General features: G+C 60.0%; 16 protein-coding genes. 4 read left to right on the plus strand and 12 right to left on the minus strand.

Annotated elements, in window-relative coordinates; translation table 11 throughout:
* Positions 1 to 41: 41 nt before the first annotated feature.
* Entirely contained in the window at positions 42 to 1,688 is a 1,647-nt protein-coding gene (gene treC / locus ACA062_RS27280; RefSeq protein ID WP_497453815.1) for an alpha,alpha-phosphotrehalase, read from the minus strand.
* 46 nt (positions 1,689 to 1,734) lie between these two features.
* On the minus strand, positions 1,735 to 3,177 hold the full coding sequence (treP, locus tag ACA062_RS27285; protein WP_497453816.1) for a PTS system trehalose-specific EIIBC component: 1,443 nt from the start codon (positions 3,175 to 3,177) through the stop codon (positions 1,735 to 1,737).
* 233 nt (positions 3,178 to 3,410) lie between these two features.
* On the opposite strand from treP, the gene treR reads away from it, so the two are divergent.
* Positions 3,411 to 4,115, plus strand: a complete 705-nt coding sequence (gene treR, locus ACA062_RS27290) for a trehalose operon repressor (RefSeq protein WP_497453817.1) — start codon at positions 3,411 to 3,413, stop codon at positions 4,113 to 4,115.
* A 10-nt stretch (positions 4,116 to 4,125) separates the two neighbouring features.
* Here treR and ACA062_RS27295 read toward each other — a convergent pair whose 3' ends face one another.
* The 6 genes from ACA062_RS27295 to ACA062_RS27320 form a co-directional block, all read right to left on the minus strand.
* Positions 4,126 to 4,644: a helix-turn-helix transcriptional regulator gene (locus tag ACA062_RS27295; protein ID WP_497453818.1), complete on the minus strand. Its 519-nt coding sequence runs from the start codon at positions 4,642 to 4,644 to the stop codon at positions 4,126 to 4,128.
* 4 nt (positions 4,645 to 4,648) lie between these two features.
* On the minus strand, positions 4,649 to 4,927 hold the full coding sequence (locus ACA062_RS27300) for a hypothetical protein (protein WP_128872684.1): 279 nt from the start codon (positions 4,925 to 4,927) through the stop codon (positions 4,649 to 4,651).
* A gap of 308 nt (positions 4,928 to 5,235) precedes the next feature.
* Positions 5,236 to 6,813, minus strand: coding sequence for a glutamine-hydrolyzing GMP synthase (guaA, locus tag ACA062_RS27305; RefSeq protein ID WP_123410248.1), 1,578 nt, complete (start codon positions 6,811 to 6,813; stop codon positions 5,236 to 5,238).
* 98 nt (positions 6,814 to 6,911) lie between these two features.
* Positions 6,912 to 8,381 (minus strand): IMP dehydrogenase, encoded by a 1,470-nt coding sequence (guaB, locus tag ACA062_RS27310; protein ID WP_497453819.1) that lies wholly within the window; start codon positions 8,379 to 8,381, stop codon positions 6,912 to 6,914.
* 211 nt (positions 8,382 to 8,592) lie between these two features.
* Positions 8,593 to 9,141: a sugar ABC transporter ATPase gene (locus ACA062_RS27315; RefSeq protein WP_497453820.1), complete on the minus strand. Its 549-nt coding sequence runs from the start codon at positions 9,139 to 9,141 to the stop codon at positions 8,593 to 8,595.
* Positions 9,142 to 9,326: 185 nt separating this feature from the next.
* The gene (locus ACA062_RS27320) at positions 9,327 to 10,094 is read right to left on the minus strand and encodes a sulfite exporter TauE/SafE family protein (protein ID WP_497453821.1); all 768 of its coding nucleotides are present in this window, start codon (positions 10,092 to 10,094) and stop codon (positions 9,327 to 9,329) included.
* 199 nt (positions 10,095 to 10,293) lie between these two features.
* Here ACA062_RS27320 and xseA point away from each other — a divergent pair, with 199 nt between their 5' ends.
* Together xseA and ACA062_RS27330 are read left to right on the plus strand one after the other, a co-directional pair.
* The gene (gene xseA / locus ACA062_RS27325) at positions 10,294 to 11,673 is read left to right on the plus strand and encodes an exodeoxyribonuclease VII large subunit (RefSeq protein ID WP_138969020.1); all 1,380 of its coding nucleotides are present in this window, start codon (positions 10,294 to 10,296) and stop codon (positions 11,671 to 11,673) included.
* A gap of 3 nt (positions 11,674 to 11,676) precedes the next feature.
* On the plus strand, positions 11,677 to 12,498 hold the full coding sequence (locus tag ACA062_RS27330) for a peptidoglycan DD-metalloendopeptidase family protein (RefSeq protein WP_497453822.1): 822 nt from the start codon (positions 11,677 to 11,679) through the stop codon (positions 12,496 to 12,498).
* A 155-nt stretch (positions 12,499 to 12,653) separates the two neighbouring features.
* Here ACA062_RS27330 and ACA062_RS27335 read toward each other — a convergent pair whose 3' ends face one another.
* On the minus strand, positions 12,654 to 13,010 hold the full coding sequence (locus ACA062_RS27335) for a hypothetical protein (RefSeq protein ID WP_497453823.1): 357 nt from the start codon (positions 13,008 to 13,010) through the stop codon (positions 12,654 to 12,656).
* Positions 13,011 to 13,406: 396 nt separating this feature from the next.
* Here ACA062_RS27335 and leuA point away from each other — a divergent pair, with 396 nt between their 5' ends.
* Positions 13,407 to 15,086 carry a 2-isopropylmalate synthase gene (gene leuA / locus ACA062_RS27340; protein WP_497453824.1) on the plus strand — a complete coding sequence of 560 codons (1,680 nt, stop codon included), beginning with the start codon at positions 13,407 to 13,409 and terminating at the stop codon, positions 15,084 to 15,086.
* 255 nt (positions 15,087 to 15,341) lie between these two features.
* On the opposite strand, the gene ACA062_RS27345 is transcribed toward leuA, so the two are convergent.
* The 3 genes from ACA062_RS27345 to der form a co-directional block, all read right to left on the minus strand.
* Entirely contained in the window at positions 15,342 to 16,133 is a 792-nt protein-coding gene (locus ACA062_RS27345) for an amidohydrolase (RefSeq protein ID WP_497453825.1), read from the minus strand.
* Positions 16,121 to 17,269, minus strand: coding sequence for a pyridoxal phosphate-dependent aminotransferase (locus tag ACA062_RS27350; protein ID WP_497453826.1), 1,149 nt, complete (start codon positions 17,267 to 17,269; stop codon positions 16,121 to 16,123). The genes ACA062_RS27345 and ACA062_RS27350 overlap by 13 nt, the downstream gene beginning before the upstream one ends.
* A 223-nt stretch (positions 17,270 to 17,492) precedes the next feature.
* A complete protein-coding gene (gene der, locus ACA062_RS27355) occupies positions 17,493 to 18,962 on the minus strand; it encodes a ribosome biogenesis GTPase Der (protein WP_046046039.1) in 1,470 nt (489 codons plus the stop codon).
* Between the last annotated feature and the right edge of the window lie 180 nt (positions 18,963 to 19,142).

A 19,142-nucleotide genomic window follows, 5' to 3' on the forward strand; every position in this document is an offset into this window, starting at 1 on the left:
CGTTCTGCGTGTTTTTTAAACCGGTGTTTTTTAGTGCTCGGTCAGTCGGTCAAGTGCAAAACCAGCGACTCATAAGGCCGCAAAGAGACCTGCCGGTTTCGCGGCGGACAGTCCGGGTAGTTGCTGATGACCAGACGTTGGGCCATCGCCTCGCTGATCACTTCTTCCGGCAACAGGACTTCGCATGGCGTGCCGTAGAAGTTGTTCAGGACCAGCAAACGTTCGCCTTGGCCTTCACGCACATACACCCAGAGTTGTGTATGTTCAGGCAGCAATTGCCGGTATACACCGTCGGACATCAGCACTTCGGTACGACGCAAGGCGATCAGCTGACGGTAGTGATGCAGCACGGAATCCGGGTCATCGAGTTGGGTGGCGACATTGATCTGTGCCGAGTTGGCCGGCACGCCGATCCAGGGCTCGGCAGCACTGAAGCCCGCGTTCGGCTCGGCGTTCCAGTGCATCGGCGTACGACCGTTGTCCCGGGACTTCTGCATGATCGCCGCCATGTTGTCGGCATCACTGGCGCCCGCCTCGCGCTTGAGCCGGAAGATATTCAGCGTCTCGACATCGCGGTACTGATCGATGTGATCGAAACCCGGATTGGTCATGCCCAATTCCTCACCCTGGTACACGAATGGCGTGCCCTGGAGGAAATGCAGCGCGGTGCCGAGCATTTTCGCCGACATCACCCGATATTCGCCGTCATGGCCAAAGCGCGAGACCACCCGTGGCTGGTCGTGATTGCACCAGAACAGCGCATTCCAGCCACCACCAGCCTGCATGCCGGTCTGCCAGTCGGAGAGGATGCGCTTGAGTTCGAGGAAGTCGTAGTCGGCGCGAATCCATTTCTGCAGGTTCGGGTAATCGACCTTCAGGTGATGGAAGTTGAAGGTCATCGACAGTTCTTTCGACTCCGGCCGCGAGTAACGAATGCAGTGTTCCAGGCTGGTGGACGACATCTCGCCGACGTTGATCAGCTCATGGCCTTCGAACACTTCGCGGTGCATTTGCTGCAGGTATTCATGGACGTTCGGGCCGTCGGTATAGAAACGTCGACCGTCGCTGTCGTCGTCAGGAAAATCCGCCGGTTTCGAGATCAGGTTGATCACGTCCAGACGGAATCCGCCCACGCCCTTGTCCCGCCAGAAACGCATCATCTTGAAGACTTCGGCGCGCACCTTGGGGTTATCCCAGTTCAGGTCGGCCTGGGTGTGGTCGAACAGGTGCAGGAAGTACTGACCGGTCTGCGCCTCGTATTCCCAGGCCGAACCACCGAACTTGGATTCCCACTTGTTCGGCTGGTCGCGCCAGATATAGAAGTCGCGGTACGGGTTGTCTAGGCTGCTGCGGGCCTGCTGGAACCAGCTGTGCTCGATGGAGGTGTGGTTGACCACGATATCGAGCATCAGCTTGATCCCGCGCTTGCCAGCCTCGGCGATCAGCAACTCGCAATCGGCCATGGTCCCGTAGCTCGGATCGATGGCGTAGTAATCACTGATGTCGTAACCGTTGTCGCGCTGGGGCGAACGCAGGAACGGTGTGATCCACAGGCAATCGACGCCCAGCCAGTGCAGGTAGTCGAGCTTGGCCACGACACCGAGCAAATCACCCGTGGGGTTGCCGGCGTGGCTGTGAAAGCTTTTCGGGTAGATCTGGTAGATCACCGAACGTTGCCAGTCTTGCATGGCGCTATTCCTTCTTGAATGTGGCACGAACCGTGGATGCGATCTGTCAGGCGACCCTGTATCCCGGCCGAACGATTTTCATGCTCAACCCGCAGGTCAGAACAAACGGCACGACCACGGCAATCACCATCCCGATCACGAACATCGGAATGAACTGCGGAATGATCGAGATAAAACCCGGCAAGCCCCCAACGCCGATGGCCGAGGCCTGGACCTTGTTCAGCGACAGGAAGATGCACCCAAGGGCCGAGCCGATCAGCGCGGCGTAGAACGGGAACTTGTAGCGCAGGTTGACCCCGAACATGGCCGGCTCGGTGATGCCGAAGTAAGCGGAAATGGCCGAGGTCGAGGCCATGCTCTTGTCCCGCACATTACGGGTCATGTAGAACACCGCCAGTGCCGCGCTGCCCTGGGCGAGGTTGGACATGACGATCATCGGCCAGATGAACGTACCGCCCTGGGTGGAGATAAGTTGCAAGTCGACCGCGAGAAACATGTGATGCATGCCGGTGATCACCAGCGGCGCGTAGAGCAGACCGAAGATCGTCCCGCCGACCATCGGTGCCAGGTCGAACAGCATGACCACGCCTTCGGTGATAAGGATGCCCAGGTGTCGCGTCACCGGGCCGATCACGGCCAGGGCCAGCACGCCGGTGACGACGATGGTGGTGATCGGCACCACCAGCAATTGCACCGCGTTCGGCACCCGCGCCCGCAGCCATTTCTCGATGACGCTCATCACGTAGGCGGCCAGCAGGATCGGCAGGATCTGCCCTTGGTAACCGACCTTCTCGATCTGGAACAGGCCGAGGATGTCGAAGTACGGCAGGCTCTGCCCTTCCAGCCCGGCCACCGCCTTGCCGTAGTTCCAGGCGTTGAGCAGATCCGGGTGAACCAGCATCAGGCCGAGCACGATGCCGAGGATTTCGCTGCCGCCGAACCGCTTGGCCGCCGACCAGCCCACCAGCGCCGGCAGGAACACGAACGAAGTGTTGGCCATCAGGTTGATCAGGCTCCAGAGCCCGTCAAGCTTTGGGTAGGCGTCCAGCAAGGTCTGGCCTTCGATAAACATGCCCCTGGCGCCGATCAGGTTGTTGATGCCCATCAGCAGGCCGGCAATGATCAGCGCCGGCAGAATCGGCATGAACACATCGGAAAACACCCGCACCAGCCGTTGCATGGCGTTGATCTTGTCGGCGCTTTTCTGTTTGACGTCGGCGATGGTTGACGCCGCGAGACCGGTTTGACGGCGTAACTCGGCGTAGACCTTTTCCACCTCGCCGGGACCGATGACCACCTGGAACAGGCCACCGGTGAAGAACGAACCTTTGACCAGGTCAATCTGGTTCAGCGTGGCGCTGTTGACCAGGCTCGGGTCCTTGAGGGCCAGGCGCAGCCGGGTGACACAGTGCGCGGCCTGCTCGAGGTTGTCGCTGCCGCCGAGGCTGTGCAGCAGCTCGGTGACGATGTTCGGATAGTCGTGGCTCATGCTTGATCTTCCGCTGTAGTTTTTTGTTATTGGCAGCACGTCGACCTGAAAAGTACTCGTCTGTACGAGTTAAAGCAACAACTCGTACAGACGAGTTACAATTTGTTTAATCCGAGCGGCAGGTGGAGATATTTCCTACCTTCGCATGGGAAGAAATCCAAACCCGCATGGACAATTCCCTACCCCGCCCTTAAGGTTCAAAACCTTGAGCATTGCGGCACAGAGTCATCCCCATGAGTAAATACAACCAGATCTACAGCGATCTGCTTGCCAGTATCACGACCGAACGTCTGGAACGCGGCGCACGCCTGCCTTCCGAAACCGAACTGATGGACAGCTACCAGGCCAGTCGCGGCACCGTGCGCAAGGCCATCGAACAACTTCAGGAACGCGGTTTCGCCCAGAAGATCCACGGCAAAGGCACCTTCGTGCTGTCGACCAACCCGATCGAATTTCAGCTCGGTGGCATCGTCAGCTTCCAGGAGACCTACCCGCGGTTGGGCAACGACGTCAGCACCGAGGTGGTCGAATTCAGCCAGATTCCCCTCGAAGGCGCTCTGCTGGAACACATCCAGGCAGAAGAAGGCAGCCTGATCACCCGGATCAAGCGCGTGCGACGCATCGACGGCAAACGGGTGATCCTCGACATCAACCATTTCGTCAGCGGCGTGATTCCCGGCCTGTCCCGCGACATCGCCGAGCACTCGATCTACGCCTTCATCGAGCAGACCCTGCAACTGCAAATCGCCTATGCCCAGCGCACCATCGAAGCGGTGCCTCGCAGCAAGGACGACCAGCAACACCTGGACCTGGATGGCCAGAGCCATGTGATCGTGGTCAGCAACCAGACGTTTTTGCAGGATGGCAGACAGTTCGAGTACACCGAATCACGGCATACCCTGGACAAGTTCTACTTTTCGGATGTGGCACGGCGCTGAAAGGGTGAAGTCAAACCAGGGCCTGCCACTCGGCGCCCAGGGCAACAGCCCGGCGCGATTCCTTGACGAGATTGACGCTTTGCGCGATACGGGCGACATCGATTACCGGTTGCTCTAGGAGGTAGCCGCCCTTGGCATCCAGCCAGCTCAGCACCTCAGCCAGGTGCCAGACCGATGCCTTGCCCTCATGCACGGCCAACGGGAAACTGTTGCCATGAGTGAGCATGAGTTTGCGCATGTTCTGCCGCGAAACGCCGACGATGTCGGCAATGTCCGTCAGGCCGACGAAGTCGGGTGCAACCTCCACCAGACGAGCGTCAGGGATGATGCGCTTGACATCCACCAGCGCGCTCAACAACGCCGCTTCGGCAGTCACGGCCTCGCGGGTGAACGCCAGTGCCAGGCGGCCGGGCAATCCGACACCGACCAGCGCGTCATCGCATCCTTCGGCGTACAACCGTTCGATCAATACGTCAGGATCGCTATCGCCCTGTGCTAATTGATACTTGAGGGTAAAAATGTAGTCCATTGAATTACTCCTTGAGTCGAGGTGCCGACGTCCCGTCAATCACCTGCTGCGTCGTACAGTTATCGACCACTCGCCGCAGTGCCCTCGCGTGGTTGAAAGGATTCCTCGGCGTACTGCACACACTGGTGATACAGAATTCGCCACAGCGACACAGGTCATGCCTGAAAGGACAGTAGATCTTCCCCCAGGCGTGACTACCGCCGACTTCTATCCGCCAGCCTCGCTCTTCAGCGTGACGCAGGGCCATTTCGATTTCTTTCTTTGGGTGAGATGCACGAGCCATCCATAGCCTCCAGTCTCCGCAGTATTCCTATGGTTGTCAACTGACAACCACGAACAAAAATCTCCCTGTACCCTTCGAGCGGCAAAAACAGCCCGGACAGGTCTGGAAGATTGTCCCGAAGAGAGTACAGACGAGGCTGAGAATAGGGATGACGCATGTCTTTCAGAGCATTGCCAAGGTATTTTCTCCTTACACATGACCTGGTCTGCCCCCTGATTTTTTGCCTGCCCCGAAAAAACAAAACCCCGGCCTGAGCCGGGGTTTGGTTTATCGATCAACGCTCTGTTTGCCGGAGCGCCAGCGCGGGATTACTCCCACTCAATGGTCGCTGGCGGCTTGCTCGACACGTCGTACGTGACGCGGGAGATGCCTTCGATTTCATTGATGATCCGGCCGCTGACGGTTTCCAGCAGTTCGTAAGGCAGGTGTGCCCAACGCGCGGTCATGAAGTCGATGGTTTCCACGGCACGCAGGGCCACGACCCAGGCGTAACGACGGCCATCGCCGACCACGCCAACCGATTTCACCGGCTGGAACACCACGAAGGCTTGGCTGACCTTGTGGTACCAGTCGGCCTTGCGCAGTTCTTCGATGAAGATGTGGTCGGCGCGACGCAGCAGGTCGGCGTATTCCTTCTTCACTTCACCCAGGATCCGCACGCCCAGGCCCGGGCCCGGGAACGGGTGACGGTAGACCATGTCGTACGGCAGGCCGAGTTCCAGGCCCAGACGACGGACTTCGTCCTTGAACAGCTCGCGCAGGGGTTCAACCAGCTTGAGGTTCATTTCTTCCGGCAGGCCGCCCACGTTGTGGTGCGATTTGATCACGTGCGCCTTGCCGCTTTTGGCGCCAGCCGACTCGATCACGTCCGGGTAGATGGTCCCTTGGGCGAGGTACTTGATGTTGTCCAGTTTGTTGGACTGGGCATCGAAGACGTCGATGAAGGTACGGCCGATGATCTTGCGCTTCTTCTCCGGGTCGCTTTCGCCTGCCAGGTTGTTCAGGAACTGGTCTTCGGCGTTGGCGCGGATCACCTTGACGCCCATGTTCTCGGCGAACATGGCCATCACTTGCTCGCCTTCGTGCAGACGCAGCAGGCCGTTGTCGACGAAGACGCAGGTCAGCTGGTCGCCGATGGCTTTGTGCAGCAACGCGGCAACCACCGAGGAGTCAACGCCGCCGGACAGGCCGAGCAGCACGTTGTCGGTGCCGACCTGGGCGCGAATGTTGGCGATGGCGTCTTCAGCGATTTTCGAAGGCGTCCACAGGGCTTCGCAGCCGCAGATGTCGAGGATGAAGCGCGAGAGGATGCGACCGCCCTGCTTGGTGTGGGTCACTTCCGGGTGGAACTGCACGCCGTAGTAGCCGCGAGCGTCGTCGAACATGCCGGCGATCGGGCAGCTCGGGGTGCTGGCCAGGATGTGGAAGTCCTGTGGCATCTTGGTGACCTTGTCACCGTGGCTCATCCACACGTCGAGGCCGAACAGGCCGTCGGCGTCGATGTGGTCTTCGATGCCGTCCAGCAGGCGGCTCTTGCCGACCACGTCGACACGGGCGTATCCGAATTCACGCAACTCGGAACCTTCGACCTTGCCACCCAGCTGTTCAGCCATGGTTTGCATGCCGTAGCAGATACCGAAGACCGGTACGCCCAGGTCAAACACCGCTTGCGGGCAGCGCGGGCTGTCGGCGACGTGCACGGACTCGGGGCCGCCGGCGAGAATGACGCCTTTTGGAGCGAATTCGCGAATCGCTTCGTCATCCATGTCGAACGGATGCAGTTCGCAGTACACGCCGATTTCACGCACGCGGCGGGCGATCAGCTGGGTGTACTGGGAACCGAAATCGAGGATCAGGATGCGGTGAGCGTGAATGTCGAGGGCCATGATTCAGTCTCGTCTAGAAATTCAGAAACAGTCGTGATTCAGAAACAACTCGGGGCTGAATAAAACAGCCCCGGTTGCTTAACGATTTGCTTGAAGCCTCAACCTACGCGGTAGTTTGGCGCTTCTTTGGTGATTTGTACGTCGTGGACGTGGGACTCGGCCATGCCGGCGCCGGTGATCCGCACGAACTCAGGCTTGGTGCGCATTTCTTCGATGTCGGCACTGCCGGTGTAGCCCATCGAGGAACGCAGGCCGCCCATCAGTTGATGGATAATGGCGCTCAGGGTGCCCTTGTACGGAACACGCCCTTCGATGCCTTCCGGTACCAGCTTCTCGGCGCCTGCCGAGGAGTCCTGGAAGTAGCGGTCGGAGGAACCCTGGGCCTGGGACATGGCGCCCAGCGAACCCATGCCGCGATACGCCTTGTACGAACGACCCTGGAACAGTTCGATCTCGCCCGGGGCTTCTTCAGTACCGGCGAACATCGAGCCCATCATCACGCAGGAAGCACCGGCGACGATGGCCTTGGACAGGTCACCGGAGAAACGGATGCCGCCGTCGGCGATCAACGGCACGCCAGAGCCTTCAAGGGCAGCGGCGACGTTGGCGATGGCACTGATTTGCGGGACGCCGACACCGGCGACGATACGGGTGGTGCAGATCGAGCCTGGGCCGATACCGACCTTGACTGCATCGGCGCCAGCTTCAACCAGGGCTTTTGCCGCAGCGCCGGTGGCAATGTTGCCGCCGATGACCTGCACTTGCGGGAAGTTGTCCTTGACCCAGCGAACGCGATCGATCACGCCTTTGGAGTGACCGTGAGCGGTGTCGACCACCACCACGTCCACGCCGGCATTGACCAGTGCCGTCACACGCTCACCGGTGTCTTTACCGGTACCGACCGCAGCGCCAACGCGCAGACGACCTTGATCGTCCTTGCTGGCCAGCGGGTAGGCCTTGGCTTTTTCGATGTCGTTGACGGTCATCATGCCTTTGAGGGCAAATTTGTCGTCGACGATCAGCACGCGCTCGATGCGGTGCTTGTGCAGCAACTCGCGCACGTCGTTCTTGTCGGCGCCTTCCTTGACCGTGACCAGGCGCTCTTTAGGCGTCATCACTTCGCGGACAGTGGCTTCCAGGCGGTTTTCGAAACGCACGTCACGGGAAGTGACGATGCCGACCAGGTCGCCATTGTGCAGCACCGGAACGCCGGAGATGTTGTGCTGGCGGGTCAGTTCGAACAGTTCACGCACCGTGGCGTCAGCCTCGATGGTGATCGGGTCCTTGACCACGCCGGCTTCATAACGCTTGACCTTGCGCACTTCGGCAGCTTGCTGCTCGATGGTCATGTTCTTGTGGATGATGCCGATGCCACCTTCCTGAGCCATGGCAATTGCCAGACGGGCTTCAGTAACGGTGTCCATGGCGGCAGAAACCAGAGGAATATTCAGCTCGATGCCACGGGTAAGGCGGGTCTTGAGACTGACTTCGTTAGGAAGCACCTCGGAATAACCGGGCACTAGGAGAATGTCGTCGAATGTCAGAGCTTCTTGGCTGATACGCAGCATCGCGGGGGCTCCCGAGCGGGAAAATGGAAGCGCGCCATTATAGTCAGACACCCCCTTGGGTTCAATGTAAAACTCTGTCTATTATCGATGCGGTGATCGGCGGGGTATTGAACGCACAAATCCCGTAGGAGCGAGGCTTGCCCGCGAAGGCGTCTTCACTGGCGCTAAAAGCTTCGCGGGCAAGCCTCGCTCCTACGGGTTTCGGTTTCGGTTACAGCTCTACTTTCACCCAACTCACCGGCTGATCCAGCCAATCGGCAAATTCATCGATAAAGCTCTTCTTGAACCCGGCCTCGGCCCAATTGTTGAAAATGAATCCCAGGTTGGAAAAGCCGCATTCCTGCAGGAACAGAAAGCCGTTGATATCGTCTTCATGCCCGCACTCGGGGCAGGTGAAGTTATCGGTGCGCCCCGGCATCCAGTCTTCCAGGCTGTCGAACAACGCTTCGCCGACTTCCTTGCGGCACTCGGCGCAGCCGGCTTCTTCGAGAAATCCCTTGGCCGGCGTATAGATGCAACGCTTGGTGATGATCTCCAGGCCATTGATCGGCTCGCCGAACGGCAGGGCTTGCGGATGCAGCACCACCGCGCGGGCGCCGTCGGCGATGGCGTGGGCCATGCGGTTGCCGGTGCGGCCGCAAGTGGTCAGCTCTTCCTTGATGATGTTCTTGCGCACCAGCCAACGCACGACCGCCCGGGCCCGGGGTTCGTGTACCGGCAGCGTGGAGATTTTCGGGACGATGATGCTTTGGGAGTTCATGGTGCAAGCCTGCTGCGTCAAATGGATGTTGCTGCGGTGTGTCGGATGACGCCTTCGCGGGCAAGCCCGCTCCCACAAGGATTGGAGGTGTACATAAAAATCATGTCCACCTTGGTCACTGTGGGAGCGGGCTTGCCCGCGATAGCGTCAGAGCGGCCAGCAGCTTAATCCCTGACGAAATCGGGTCAAGTGCTCAAATACCGCCCGATCAAGGCAACCCCGCTGGCCAGCACCAACCAGGTCACCAGCCGCACGAACGCCTCGCGGGACAATCTCATGGTCAACCGCCGACCGATCCACAGCCCCACAGCCATCGCCGGCAATAAACACAGCGCCAATACCAACAAGGGTAGCTCGGCATACACACCCGCGACGGCAAACAGGCTCAAGCGCACCACGGTGCTGCAACTGATCAGCGCACTCTGGGTAGCCCGGGCGGCCTCCTTGGGCAGCCGGCTGTTCAAATAGATCGCATATAAAAAGCCGCCACTGCCAAACAACGCCCCGAACATTCCACCCACCGTGCCCATCGGCACGGCCCAGGCGGCGGACAGTTGCGTCGGACGGGTTTTGACCCACAGGCTGTAAATCGCATAGGCGCTGATAAACAGCCCCATCAACAGCAGCAACACATCGGAATGCAGGTTCAGCAGAAAAATCACCCCCAAGGTGCAGCCCACGGCCATGCAGGGCAACAAGCGGAGCAACTCGGGCCTGGCCACATCCCGCCTCGAAGGCAGCAGATTGCCAAACGCCGCGACAAAATCGAGCAGCACCAGCAGCGGCACGATCTTCGACAGGGGCATGAACAGGATCAGAATCGGCCCCGCCACCAGGGCGGTACCGAATCCGGCGATGCCAAACACGATATAGGCCAGGGCGATGGCCAGGCCGATCACCAGCCAGTCGGTGGCGCCGAAGGGCCATTGATTCAACAGTTCAAACACGTCCATTGCAGATCTTCCTTGAATTCAGCGCCTGACTGTACCCCTTGTGGGAGCGAGCTTGCTCGCGATTGCGATCGACCATTCAACATTAATATCAACTGACACACTGCTATCGTCGGAACGCCGCCCGGAGCAAGCTCGCTCCCACAAGGGATTTGCGTTGACTCATGGAGATTGTTCGCCGAATGCCTTTAAACTGCGCCCCATGATTAAAGATCCCTTTGCAAGACTCGGCCTTGACCGGGAAGTCCTGACTGTCAGCCAGCTCAACGGCCGCGCGCGGGTGTTGCTCGAAGACGTGTTCAGCAATATCTGGGTCGAAGGCGAAATCTCCAACCTCGCCCGCCCGGCGTCCGGCCATGTGTACTTCACCCTCAAGGACAGCGGCGCGCAGGTGCGTTGCGCGCTGTTCCGGCAGAACGCGGCGCGGGTTCGCCAGGCATTGAAGGACGGCCTGGCGGTCAAGGTGCGCGGCAAGGTCTCGCTGTTCGAGGGCCGCGGCGACTATCAGCTGATCCTCGATACCGTGGAGCCCGCCGGCGATGGCGCACTGCGCCTGGCCTTCGATGCACTGAAAGAAAAGCTCAGCGCCGAAGGCCTGTTCAGTGCCGAGCGCAAAGTGCCGCTGCCGGCGCATCCGCAACGCATCGGCATCATCAGTTCGCCCACGGGCGCGGTGATCCGCGACATCATCAGCGTGTTCCGCCGCCGCGCGCCGCAGGTGCAACTGACGCTGATCCCCACCGCCGTTCAGGGTCGCGAAGCCACCGCGCAAATTGTCCGCGCGCTGAAACTGGCGGACGCCCGTGGCTTCGACGCGCTGATCCTGGCCCGTGGCGGCGGCTCCCTGGAAGACCTCTGGTGTTTCAACGAAGAAGCCGTGGCCCGCGCCGTGGACGCTTGTGTGACGCCGATTGTCAGCGCCGTCGGCCATGAAACCGACGTGTCGATCAGCGACTTCGTGGCCGACGTTCGCGCCCCGACGCCTTCCGCTGCCGCCGAACTGCTGGCGCCGGACTCCAGCGACCTGGTGCGTCGGGTCGAGAGCCTGCATCGACGGCTGGTGATGCGTATTCGCGACCGTTTGATGCGTGATCGATTGCGCCTGGAAGGCATGTCCCGCCGCCTGCGTCATCCCGGCGAACGTTTACGTCAGCAGGCGCAGCGCCTGGACGACCTGGACATGCGCCTGCGCCGCGCGTTCGAACGCAACCTCAATACCCGTCGCGAACGCCTGATTCGCCTGGAAACCCGCCTTGCCGGGCAACATCCCGGTCGGCAGCTGGCGATGCTCCGTCAGCGCCTCGACAGCTTTGCCGAACGCCTGCCCCGAGCCATGCGCGAAGGCCTCAAGGGCCGCCGCCTGCAACTGCAAAGCCAGATGCAGACGCTGCATGTGGTCAGCCCGCTGGCGACCCTCAGCCGTGGCTACAGCATTCTGCTGGATGAGCGCGGCAACGCGATCCGCAACGCTGCGCAAACCCACACCGGCCAGCGCCTGAAAGCCAGACTGGGCGAAGGCGAACTGCAAGTGCGGGTCGAAGACAATCACCTGACGCCTGTCACCCTTTCTTTACTGGATTGATCCATGCCGCGCTTTCTCGCTCCGCTGCTATTGCTGTGCCTGACCTTCAACGCCCACGCCGACAGTTACATCACCCGCTTGCTGAACAAACCGGTACCGGGTGGTGTGGCGGTGGTCGACCTGGGCACCTCCGTCCAGGCGCCGAAAGCCAGCTATCAGGGCAAACCGGTGCTGGTGGTCAAGGAACAGAACAATTGGCTGGCGATTGTCGGCGTGCCGTTGGCGGTCAAGCCGGGCACGCAGCAAATCAGCAGCGGCAATCGCAATCTGAGTTTCACCGTTGGCAGCAAGAAATACCCGGAACAGCGCATCACCCTGAAGAACAAGCAGCAGGTCAACCCGGACCCGGAAAATCTCAAGCGCATCGAGGGCGAGTTGGCCGAGCAGATCCAGGCCTACCGCAGTTTCAGTCCGAATACGCCGAGCAACCTGTTACTGGACAAACCGGTCAACGGGCCATTGTCGAGCAAGTTTGGTGTGCGCCGTTTCTTTAATGGTGAAGAGCGCAATCCCCATGCAGGCCTGGACTTCGCGGTGCCAGCGGGCACGCCGATCAAGACCCCGGCGGCGGGCAAAGTGATTCTGGTCGGCAATTACTTCTTTAATGGCAACACGGTGTTTGTCGATCATGGGCAGGGCTTTATCAGCATGTTCTGTCACATGTCGAAGATTGACGTGAAGGTCGGGCAGCAACTGGCCCGTGGCGGGGTGGTGGGGAAAGTCGGGGCTACCGGGCGGGCCACCGGGCCGCATATGCACTGGAATGTCAGCCTGAATGATGCGCGGGTGGATCCGGCGATCTTTATAGGTGCGTTTCAGCCTTGAATCTTCGGTGAGTCTGACGGCCTCTTCGCGGGCAAGCCCGCTCCTACAGGGATCGATGGTGTACATAGAAATCAAGTTCACCACGATCACTGTAGGAGCTGGCTTGCCAGCGAAGGCGGCATCACAGGCGCAATTGTAACCAAAGGAATAACCGCTTATTCAGCCTCCAGATCCTCAATCCCATGAATTTCCCTGTGCGCCAGACACTCCTTGATCCACGCCCGGGTTTCCTCCGAGAAGCCCGCCAGTTCTTCAGATGTGATCAGCTCATGGGTACACAGCCCCAGCAAATGAGCCGGCGCCTCACTGCGTGAGTGACTGAAAACGTCAAACGCCCAATACAACTCCTGCTGACCGGCCTTCAACCTCTCCTCACTGGCTTCAATACGCTCATAAGGCGCCAGGCTTTTATCCAGCACTATCCTTTCGACCTCCGCCATGATCCGGATACACATCCGCTCATGGGCCACCGGGCGCAATGCGCTGTATAGCTTCCAATCCGATTCGTTCATTGTCGACTCCCGCTTCCCAAGTCGCCTGGTTCAGGCTTTAAGCATAGCTGCGCCGAAGGAGACAACCGCTACAACTTTCAATTGCGCATCGCTGGAACCTCGCGCAAACATAAAAACAATCAGCGCCAATCACCGCAATAAAATCTCGATAAACCCGCCGTCACGAGTATTCCTCTCAATTTTTTTCGACCGCTTGCCATCCTTTCTTCTCGCGGTTAGGGTTGAAGACATGAAAACCTCTCACACCCTCATTCAGCGTCGCCAGCACCGCAGCCTGTGCCTTGTCAGTGCACGACTGCCGGGCTGAATCGCAGTGCCTCGCCCCACGCTTTTCCCAAGAACATTTTGATCCACCGGCAGGCCGCCTCTTTTCGGCCCACACAATAAGGATTTCCCATGAGCATGCTCAAAGACCCGTCTTCGAAATACCGCGCGTTCCCGACCATCGACATCCCGGACCGTACCTGGCCGTCGAAGACCATCACCGCCGCGCCGATCTGGTGCAGTTCCGACCTGCGTGACGGTAACCAGTCGCTGATCGAGCCGATGGACGCGACCAAGAAGCTGCGTTTCTGGAAAACCCTGGTGTCGGTGGGCGTGAAAGAAATCGAAGCCTCGTTCCCGGCGGCTTCGCAAACCGACTTCGACTTCGTGCGGAGCCTGATCGAAGGCGGCCACATCCCGGACGACACCACCATCCAGGTGCTGACCCAGGGCCGTGAAGACTTGATCGAGCGCACTTTCGAATCCCTGCGCGGGGCGAAGAAAGCCATCGTTCACCTGTACAACGCGACCTCCCCTTCCTTCCGCCGCATCGTCTTCAACCAGGACAAGGACGGGATCAAGGAAATCGCGGTGAGCGCGGCCAAGCTGTTCGTCAAATACGCCGCCCAGCAGCCAGACACCGAATGGACCTTCGAGTACTCGCCGGAAACCTTCAGCGCGACCGAACTGGAGTTCGCCAAGGAAGTCTGCGACGCGGTGATCGAGGTCTGGAACCCGACGCCCGAGCACAAGATGATCCTCAACCTGCCGGCCACCGTCGAATGCGCGACCCCGAACATCTATGCCGACCAGATCGAATGGTTTGGCCGCCACATCAACCGTCGTGACAGCGTGATCATCAGCCTGCACACCCACAACGACCGTGGCACCGGCGTGGCCGCCACCGAGCTGGGCCTGATGGCCGGCGCTGACCGCGTCGAAGGCTGCCTGTTCGGCAACGGCGAGCGCACCGGTAACGTCGACCTGGTGACCGTGGCCTTGAACCTCTACACCCAGGGCGTGCACCCTGAGCTGGACTTCTCGGACATCGATGGCGTGCGCAAAGTCGTCGAAGAGTGCAACCAGATCCAGGTGCACCCACGTCACCCCTACGTCGGCGACCTGGTGCACACCGCGTTCTCCGGCTCGCACCAGGATGCGATCCGCAAGGGCTTTGCCCAGCAGAAGCCGGACGCCCTGTGGGAAGTGCCGTACTTGCCGATCGACCCGGCCGACATCGGCCGCAGCTACGAGGCGGTGATCCGCGTCAACAGCCAGTCGGGCAAGGGCGGTATCGCTTACCTGCTGGAACAGGAATACGGCATCAGCCTGCCACGCCGCATGCAGATCGAGTTCAGTCAGGTCGTGCAGCGTGAAACCGACCGTCTGGGCCTGGAAATGACCGCCAAGCAGATTCACTCGCTGTTGATCAGCGAATACCTGCAAGCCAACACCCCGTACGCGCTGGTCAGCCATCGCCTGCAGGAAGAAAACGGTCACAGCGCCGTCGAAGTGGAAGTCTCCGGCAAAGGCCAGGGCGAAACCAACCTGCACTGGCGCGGCAAGGGCAACGGCGCCCTGGAAGCGCTGGTGGCCGGCCTGCCGATCCCGGTGGAAATCATGGACTACAACGAACACGCCATCGGCGCGGGCACCAATGCCAAGGCGGCGGCCTACATTGAACTGCGAGTGAACGGTGAACGTGCGGTGCATGGTGTGGGGATCGATGAAAACATCACCACTGCCAGCTTCAAGGCGCTGTTCAGTGCGCTGAACCGTTCGTTGAGCCAGCCGGAGGCGAAAGCGGCGTAAGCCTTCGCTGAAAATGCAAAAGGCCCCTTGGTGAGAACCTTGGGGCCTTTTTTATTTGCCTGAAAATGATGCAGTGGCTGTCATGGCCTCATCGCGAGCAAGCTCGCTCCCACAGTAGATCTTGGGTGTACACAAAATCTGTGTTCACACCAATCAACTGTGGGAGATCTTGGGTGTACACAAAATTTGAGTTCACACCGGTCAACTGTGGGAGCGGGCTTGCCCGCGAAGAGGCCGGGTCAGGCAACCAGGATCTCAAGTGAATTCGAAGGTATCGGCATCCAGATTAGCCGGGAACCGCGTACGGTACGCTTGCAGATCCGCAGCGTTCAGAACGACCTGGAACACCCCATCAGCCTCCCCCGCACTGAGCAAAGTCTCACCCTGAAAATCCAGCACCTGACTGTCACCGGTATACGCAAAGCCCTTGCCATCAGTCCCCACGCGATTCACCGCCGCCACATAGCACAGGTTTTCAATCGCCCGCGCCGGCAGCAACCGGTTCCAGTGCTGACGCCGTGCACCCGGCCAATTGGCGGTGTACAGCAACAGGTCGGTGTCCTGGGCATCACGGCTCCACACCGGGAAACGCAGGTCGTAACATATCAGCGGCCGTACCCGCCACCCCTTGAGCTCGAACTGCACCTGGCGCTCGCCCGGGGTGAAGTGATTGTGCTCGCCGGCCATGCGAAACAGGTGGCGCTTGTCGTAATGCAACACCTCCCCATCCGGCCGCGCCCACAACAGGCGATTGCGGTGGCTGCCGTCGGCGGCCTGGACGATGAGGCTGCCGGTGATCACCGCGTCGAATTTCGCCGCCTGGACGCGCAGCCATTTGCTGGTCGGACCGTTCTCGGGCTCGGCGAGTGTCTCCGATTCCATGGAAAAACCGGTGGTGAACATCTCCGGCAGGATGATCAGGTCAGCACCGCGAGCCTGTTCCAGCAATTGCGCGAAATGCTCCAGGTTGGCCTGGCGGTCGTGCCAGGCCAGGGTGGTCTGGATCAGCGCGATGTTCAGATTGGGCAGTGCACTCAGATCACGCATAATTTTTCCGCTGCTTCACGCAGGGTCTCCTCGCGTTTGGCAAAGCACAGGCGCACCAGGCGCTGGCCGACCGGTGGAGTCTGGTAGAACACCGAAATCGGGATACTTGCAACGCCGTGTTCGCGCGTCATCCACAGCGCCATCTCGACGTCATTGAGGTCCGGACGGATCTGCGAGTAATCGACCAGCTGGAAGTAAGTGCCGGCCACTCGGGAGAAGCTGAAGCGCGATGGCGTCAGCAGGTCGCAGAACAAATCCCGCTTGGCCTGATAGAAGGCCGGCAGCTCTCGCACATGTTCCGGGTGTTCGGCCATGTAATCGGCCAAGGCGTATTGCAACGGCGTCACACCGCAGAAACTGACGTACTGGTGCACCTTGCGCAGCTCGGCGGTGAGGGCTGGGGGGGCGACCACATAGCCGGTTTTCCAGCCGGTGACGTGATAGGTCTTGCCGAAGGAGCTGACCACGAATGCGCGCTGATACAGCTCCTCATGGGCCAGCACGCTGGCGTGCGGCACACCATCGAACACCAGGTGTTCATAGACTTCGTCGCTGACCACATAGATGTCACGGTCGCGGATCAGGGTCGCCAGTTGATCCAGCTCGGCAAGGCTGATCAGTGCCCCGCTGGGGTTGTGTGGGGTATTGAGGATGATCATCCGCGTGCGCGGGCTCAGGGCTTCAGCGAGTGCCTGGAAGTCGATGGCAAAATCATTCAGGCCCAGTGGCACATGCACGCAACGACCACCGGCCAGCGCCACCGAAGGCTCATAGCTGTCGTAGGCCGGATCGAACACGATCACTTCGTCGCCGCTGTGGATAACCGCCTGAATGGCACAGAAAATCGCCTGGGTCGCGCCGGGCGTGACCGTCACTTCATCGTCGGCATCGACGTCGACGCCATAGCTGCGGGCGATCTTCGCCGCAATCTGCTGACGCAACACCGGCAGGCCGGTCATCGGTGAATACTGGTTGTGGCCACTGGCGATATGCCGACCGACCGCATCGCGCAGGGCCTGCGGGCCATCGAAATCGGGAAAACCCTGGGACAGGTTCAGCGCCCCGGTCTGTGCCGCGAGCTGAGACATCTGCGTGAAGATAGTGATGCCGACATTCGGCAGCTTGCTGGTGATCATCGGTGAGTCCCTGCTCTACACCCGGCTCTACGACGGCGCGGGAGAGCCCGAGGATAGCCCATCCGGCGCCCATAAAAAAAGGGCGCCATAAGCACCCTTTTTTAACCCCGATCTTGTGGGAGCGTGGCTTGCCCGCGATGGCCGCACCGCGATGTAACAGATACACCGCGTTTTCGTTCATCGCGGGCAAGCCCGCTCCCACAGGAGCCGGGCAAGCCTCGAATCAGCGCTTGTCGCGGCGCTTTTTGTCGGCCTTTTTGTGGTGCGACATCATGCGGCGCTTCTTGTTGACCTGACGGTCGGTGAGTGAGTTCTTGTTACCTTCGTACGGGTTCTCGCCACCCTTGAACTCGATACGGATCGGCGTACCGACCAGCTTCAAGACACGACGGTAAGTGTTTTCCAGGTAACGGACGTACGACTTCGGCACTTTCTCGATCTGGTTACCGTGGATCACGATGATCGGCGGGTTAGCACCACCCAAGTGGGCATAACGCAGCTTGATCCGACGGTTGTTGACCATCGGTGGCGCGTGCTCACCCACCGCATCTTCCAGAATCGTGGTCAGGCGGTTGGTTGGCCAGCGGGTGACCGCAGACTTGAACGAGTTCTGTACGGAGGCGTAGAGGTTGCCCACGCCCGTGCCGTGCAGGGCCGAGATGAAGTGAATGTCGGCGTAGTCAACGAAGAACAGTCGACGTTGCAGCTCGACCTTCACGAAGTCGCGCTCGCTTGGCGTCATGCCGTCCCACTTGTTGATCGCGATCACCAGCGCACGACCCGACTCAATGGCGAAGCCCAGCAGGTTGAGATCGTGATCGACCACGCCTTCGCGGGCGTCCATCACAAAGATCACCACGTTGGCGTCTTTGATCGCTTGCAGGGTCTTGACCACCGAGAATTTTTCAACTTCTTCGTGGATCTTGCCGCGCTTGCGCACACCGGCGGTGTCGATCAGCGTGTACTTCTCGTCGTTACGCTCGAACGGGATGTAGATACTGTCGCGGGTGGTGCCGGGCTCGTCATAGACGATGACCCGGTCTTCACCGAGCATGCGGTTGACCAGGGTCGACTTGCCGACGTTCGGACGGCCGATGATGGCGATCTTGATCCCGTCTTTTTCGCTCGGGCCAGGAATGCGCTTGGCTTCCTCGCCTTCGGCAACGATCTCTTCCTCGCCTTCTTCCAGTTCGTCATCGTCTTTCGGGAAGTCGCTCAGGGCGATTTCCAGCATCTGGGTGATGCCACGACCATGAGCACCGGCGATCGGGATCGCGTGGCCCATGCCCAACGGAGCGAACTCGGCGCGGGCCATTTCCGGGTCGATGTTGTCGACCTTGTTGGCAACCACGTAGGAACGCTTGTTACGTTTGCGCAAATGCTCGGCGATCATCTGGTCGGCGGCGGTGAAACCGGCCTTGGCATCTACCAGGAATAGAACGACATCCGCTTCTTCAATGGCCAGCAGCGACTGCTCGGCCATTTTTTCGTCCATACCGTGCTCGTCACCGGAGATACCGCCGGTGTCGACCAGAATGTAGGAACGCCCTTGCCACTTGGCCTCACCGTATTGGCGATCACGGGTCAGACCGGACAAGTCGCCGACGATGGCGTCGCGAGTCCTGGTCAGGCGGTTGAACAAGGTGGACTTGCCGACGTTCGGTCGGCCCACCAGGGCGATTACGGGAACCATGCGGCTCTCCACTTCGTTATTTCAGAAAATACAAAAGCCGCTGCGAGGCAGCGGCTGGTGCTCGGGGCAATCACTGTGTGTGTTTTTGCAGGAGCGAGCTTGCTCGCGAAAAACGCCAAGGCACCGCGTTTATCCAGGACGCCAACGTAATCGTTGACGTCCATCGCGAGCAAGCTCGCT

The sequence above is a fragment of the Pseudomonas sp. LBUM1679 genome (genome assembly GCF_059695565.1).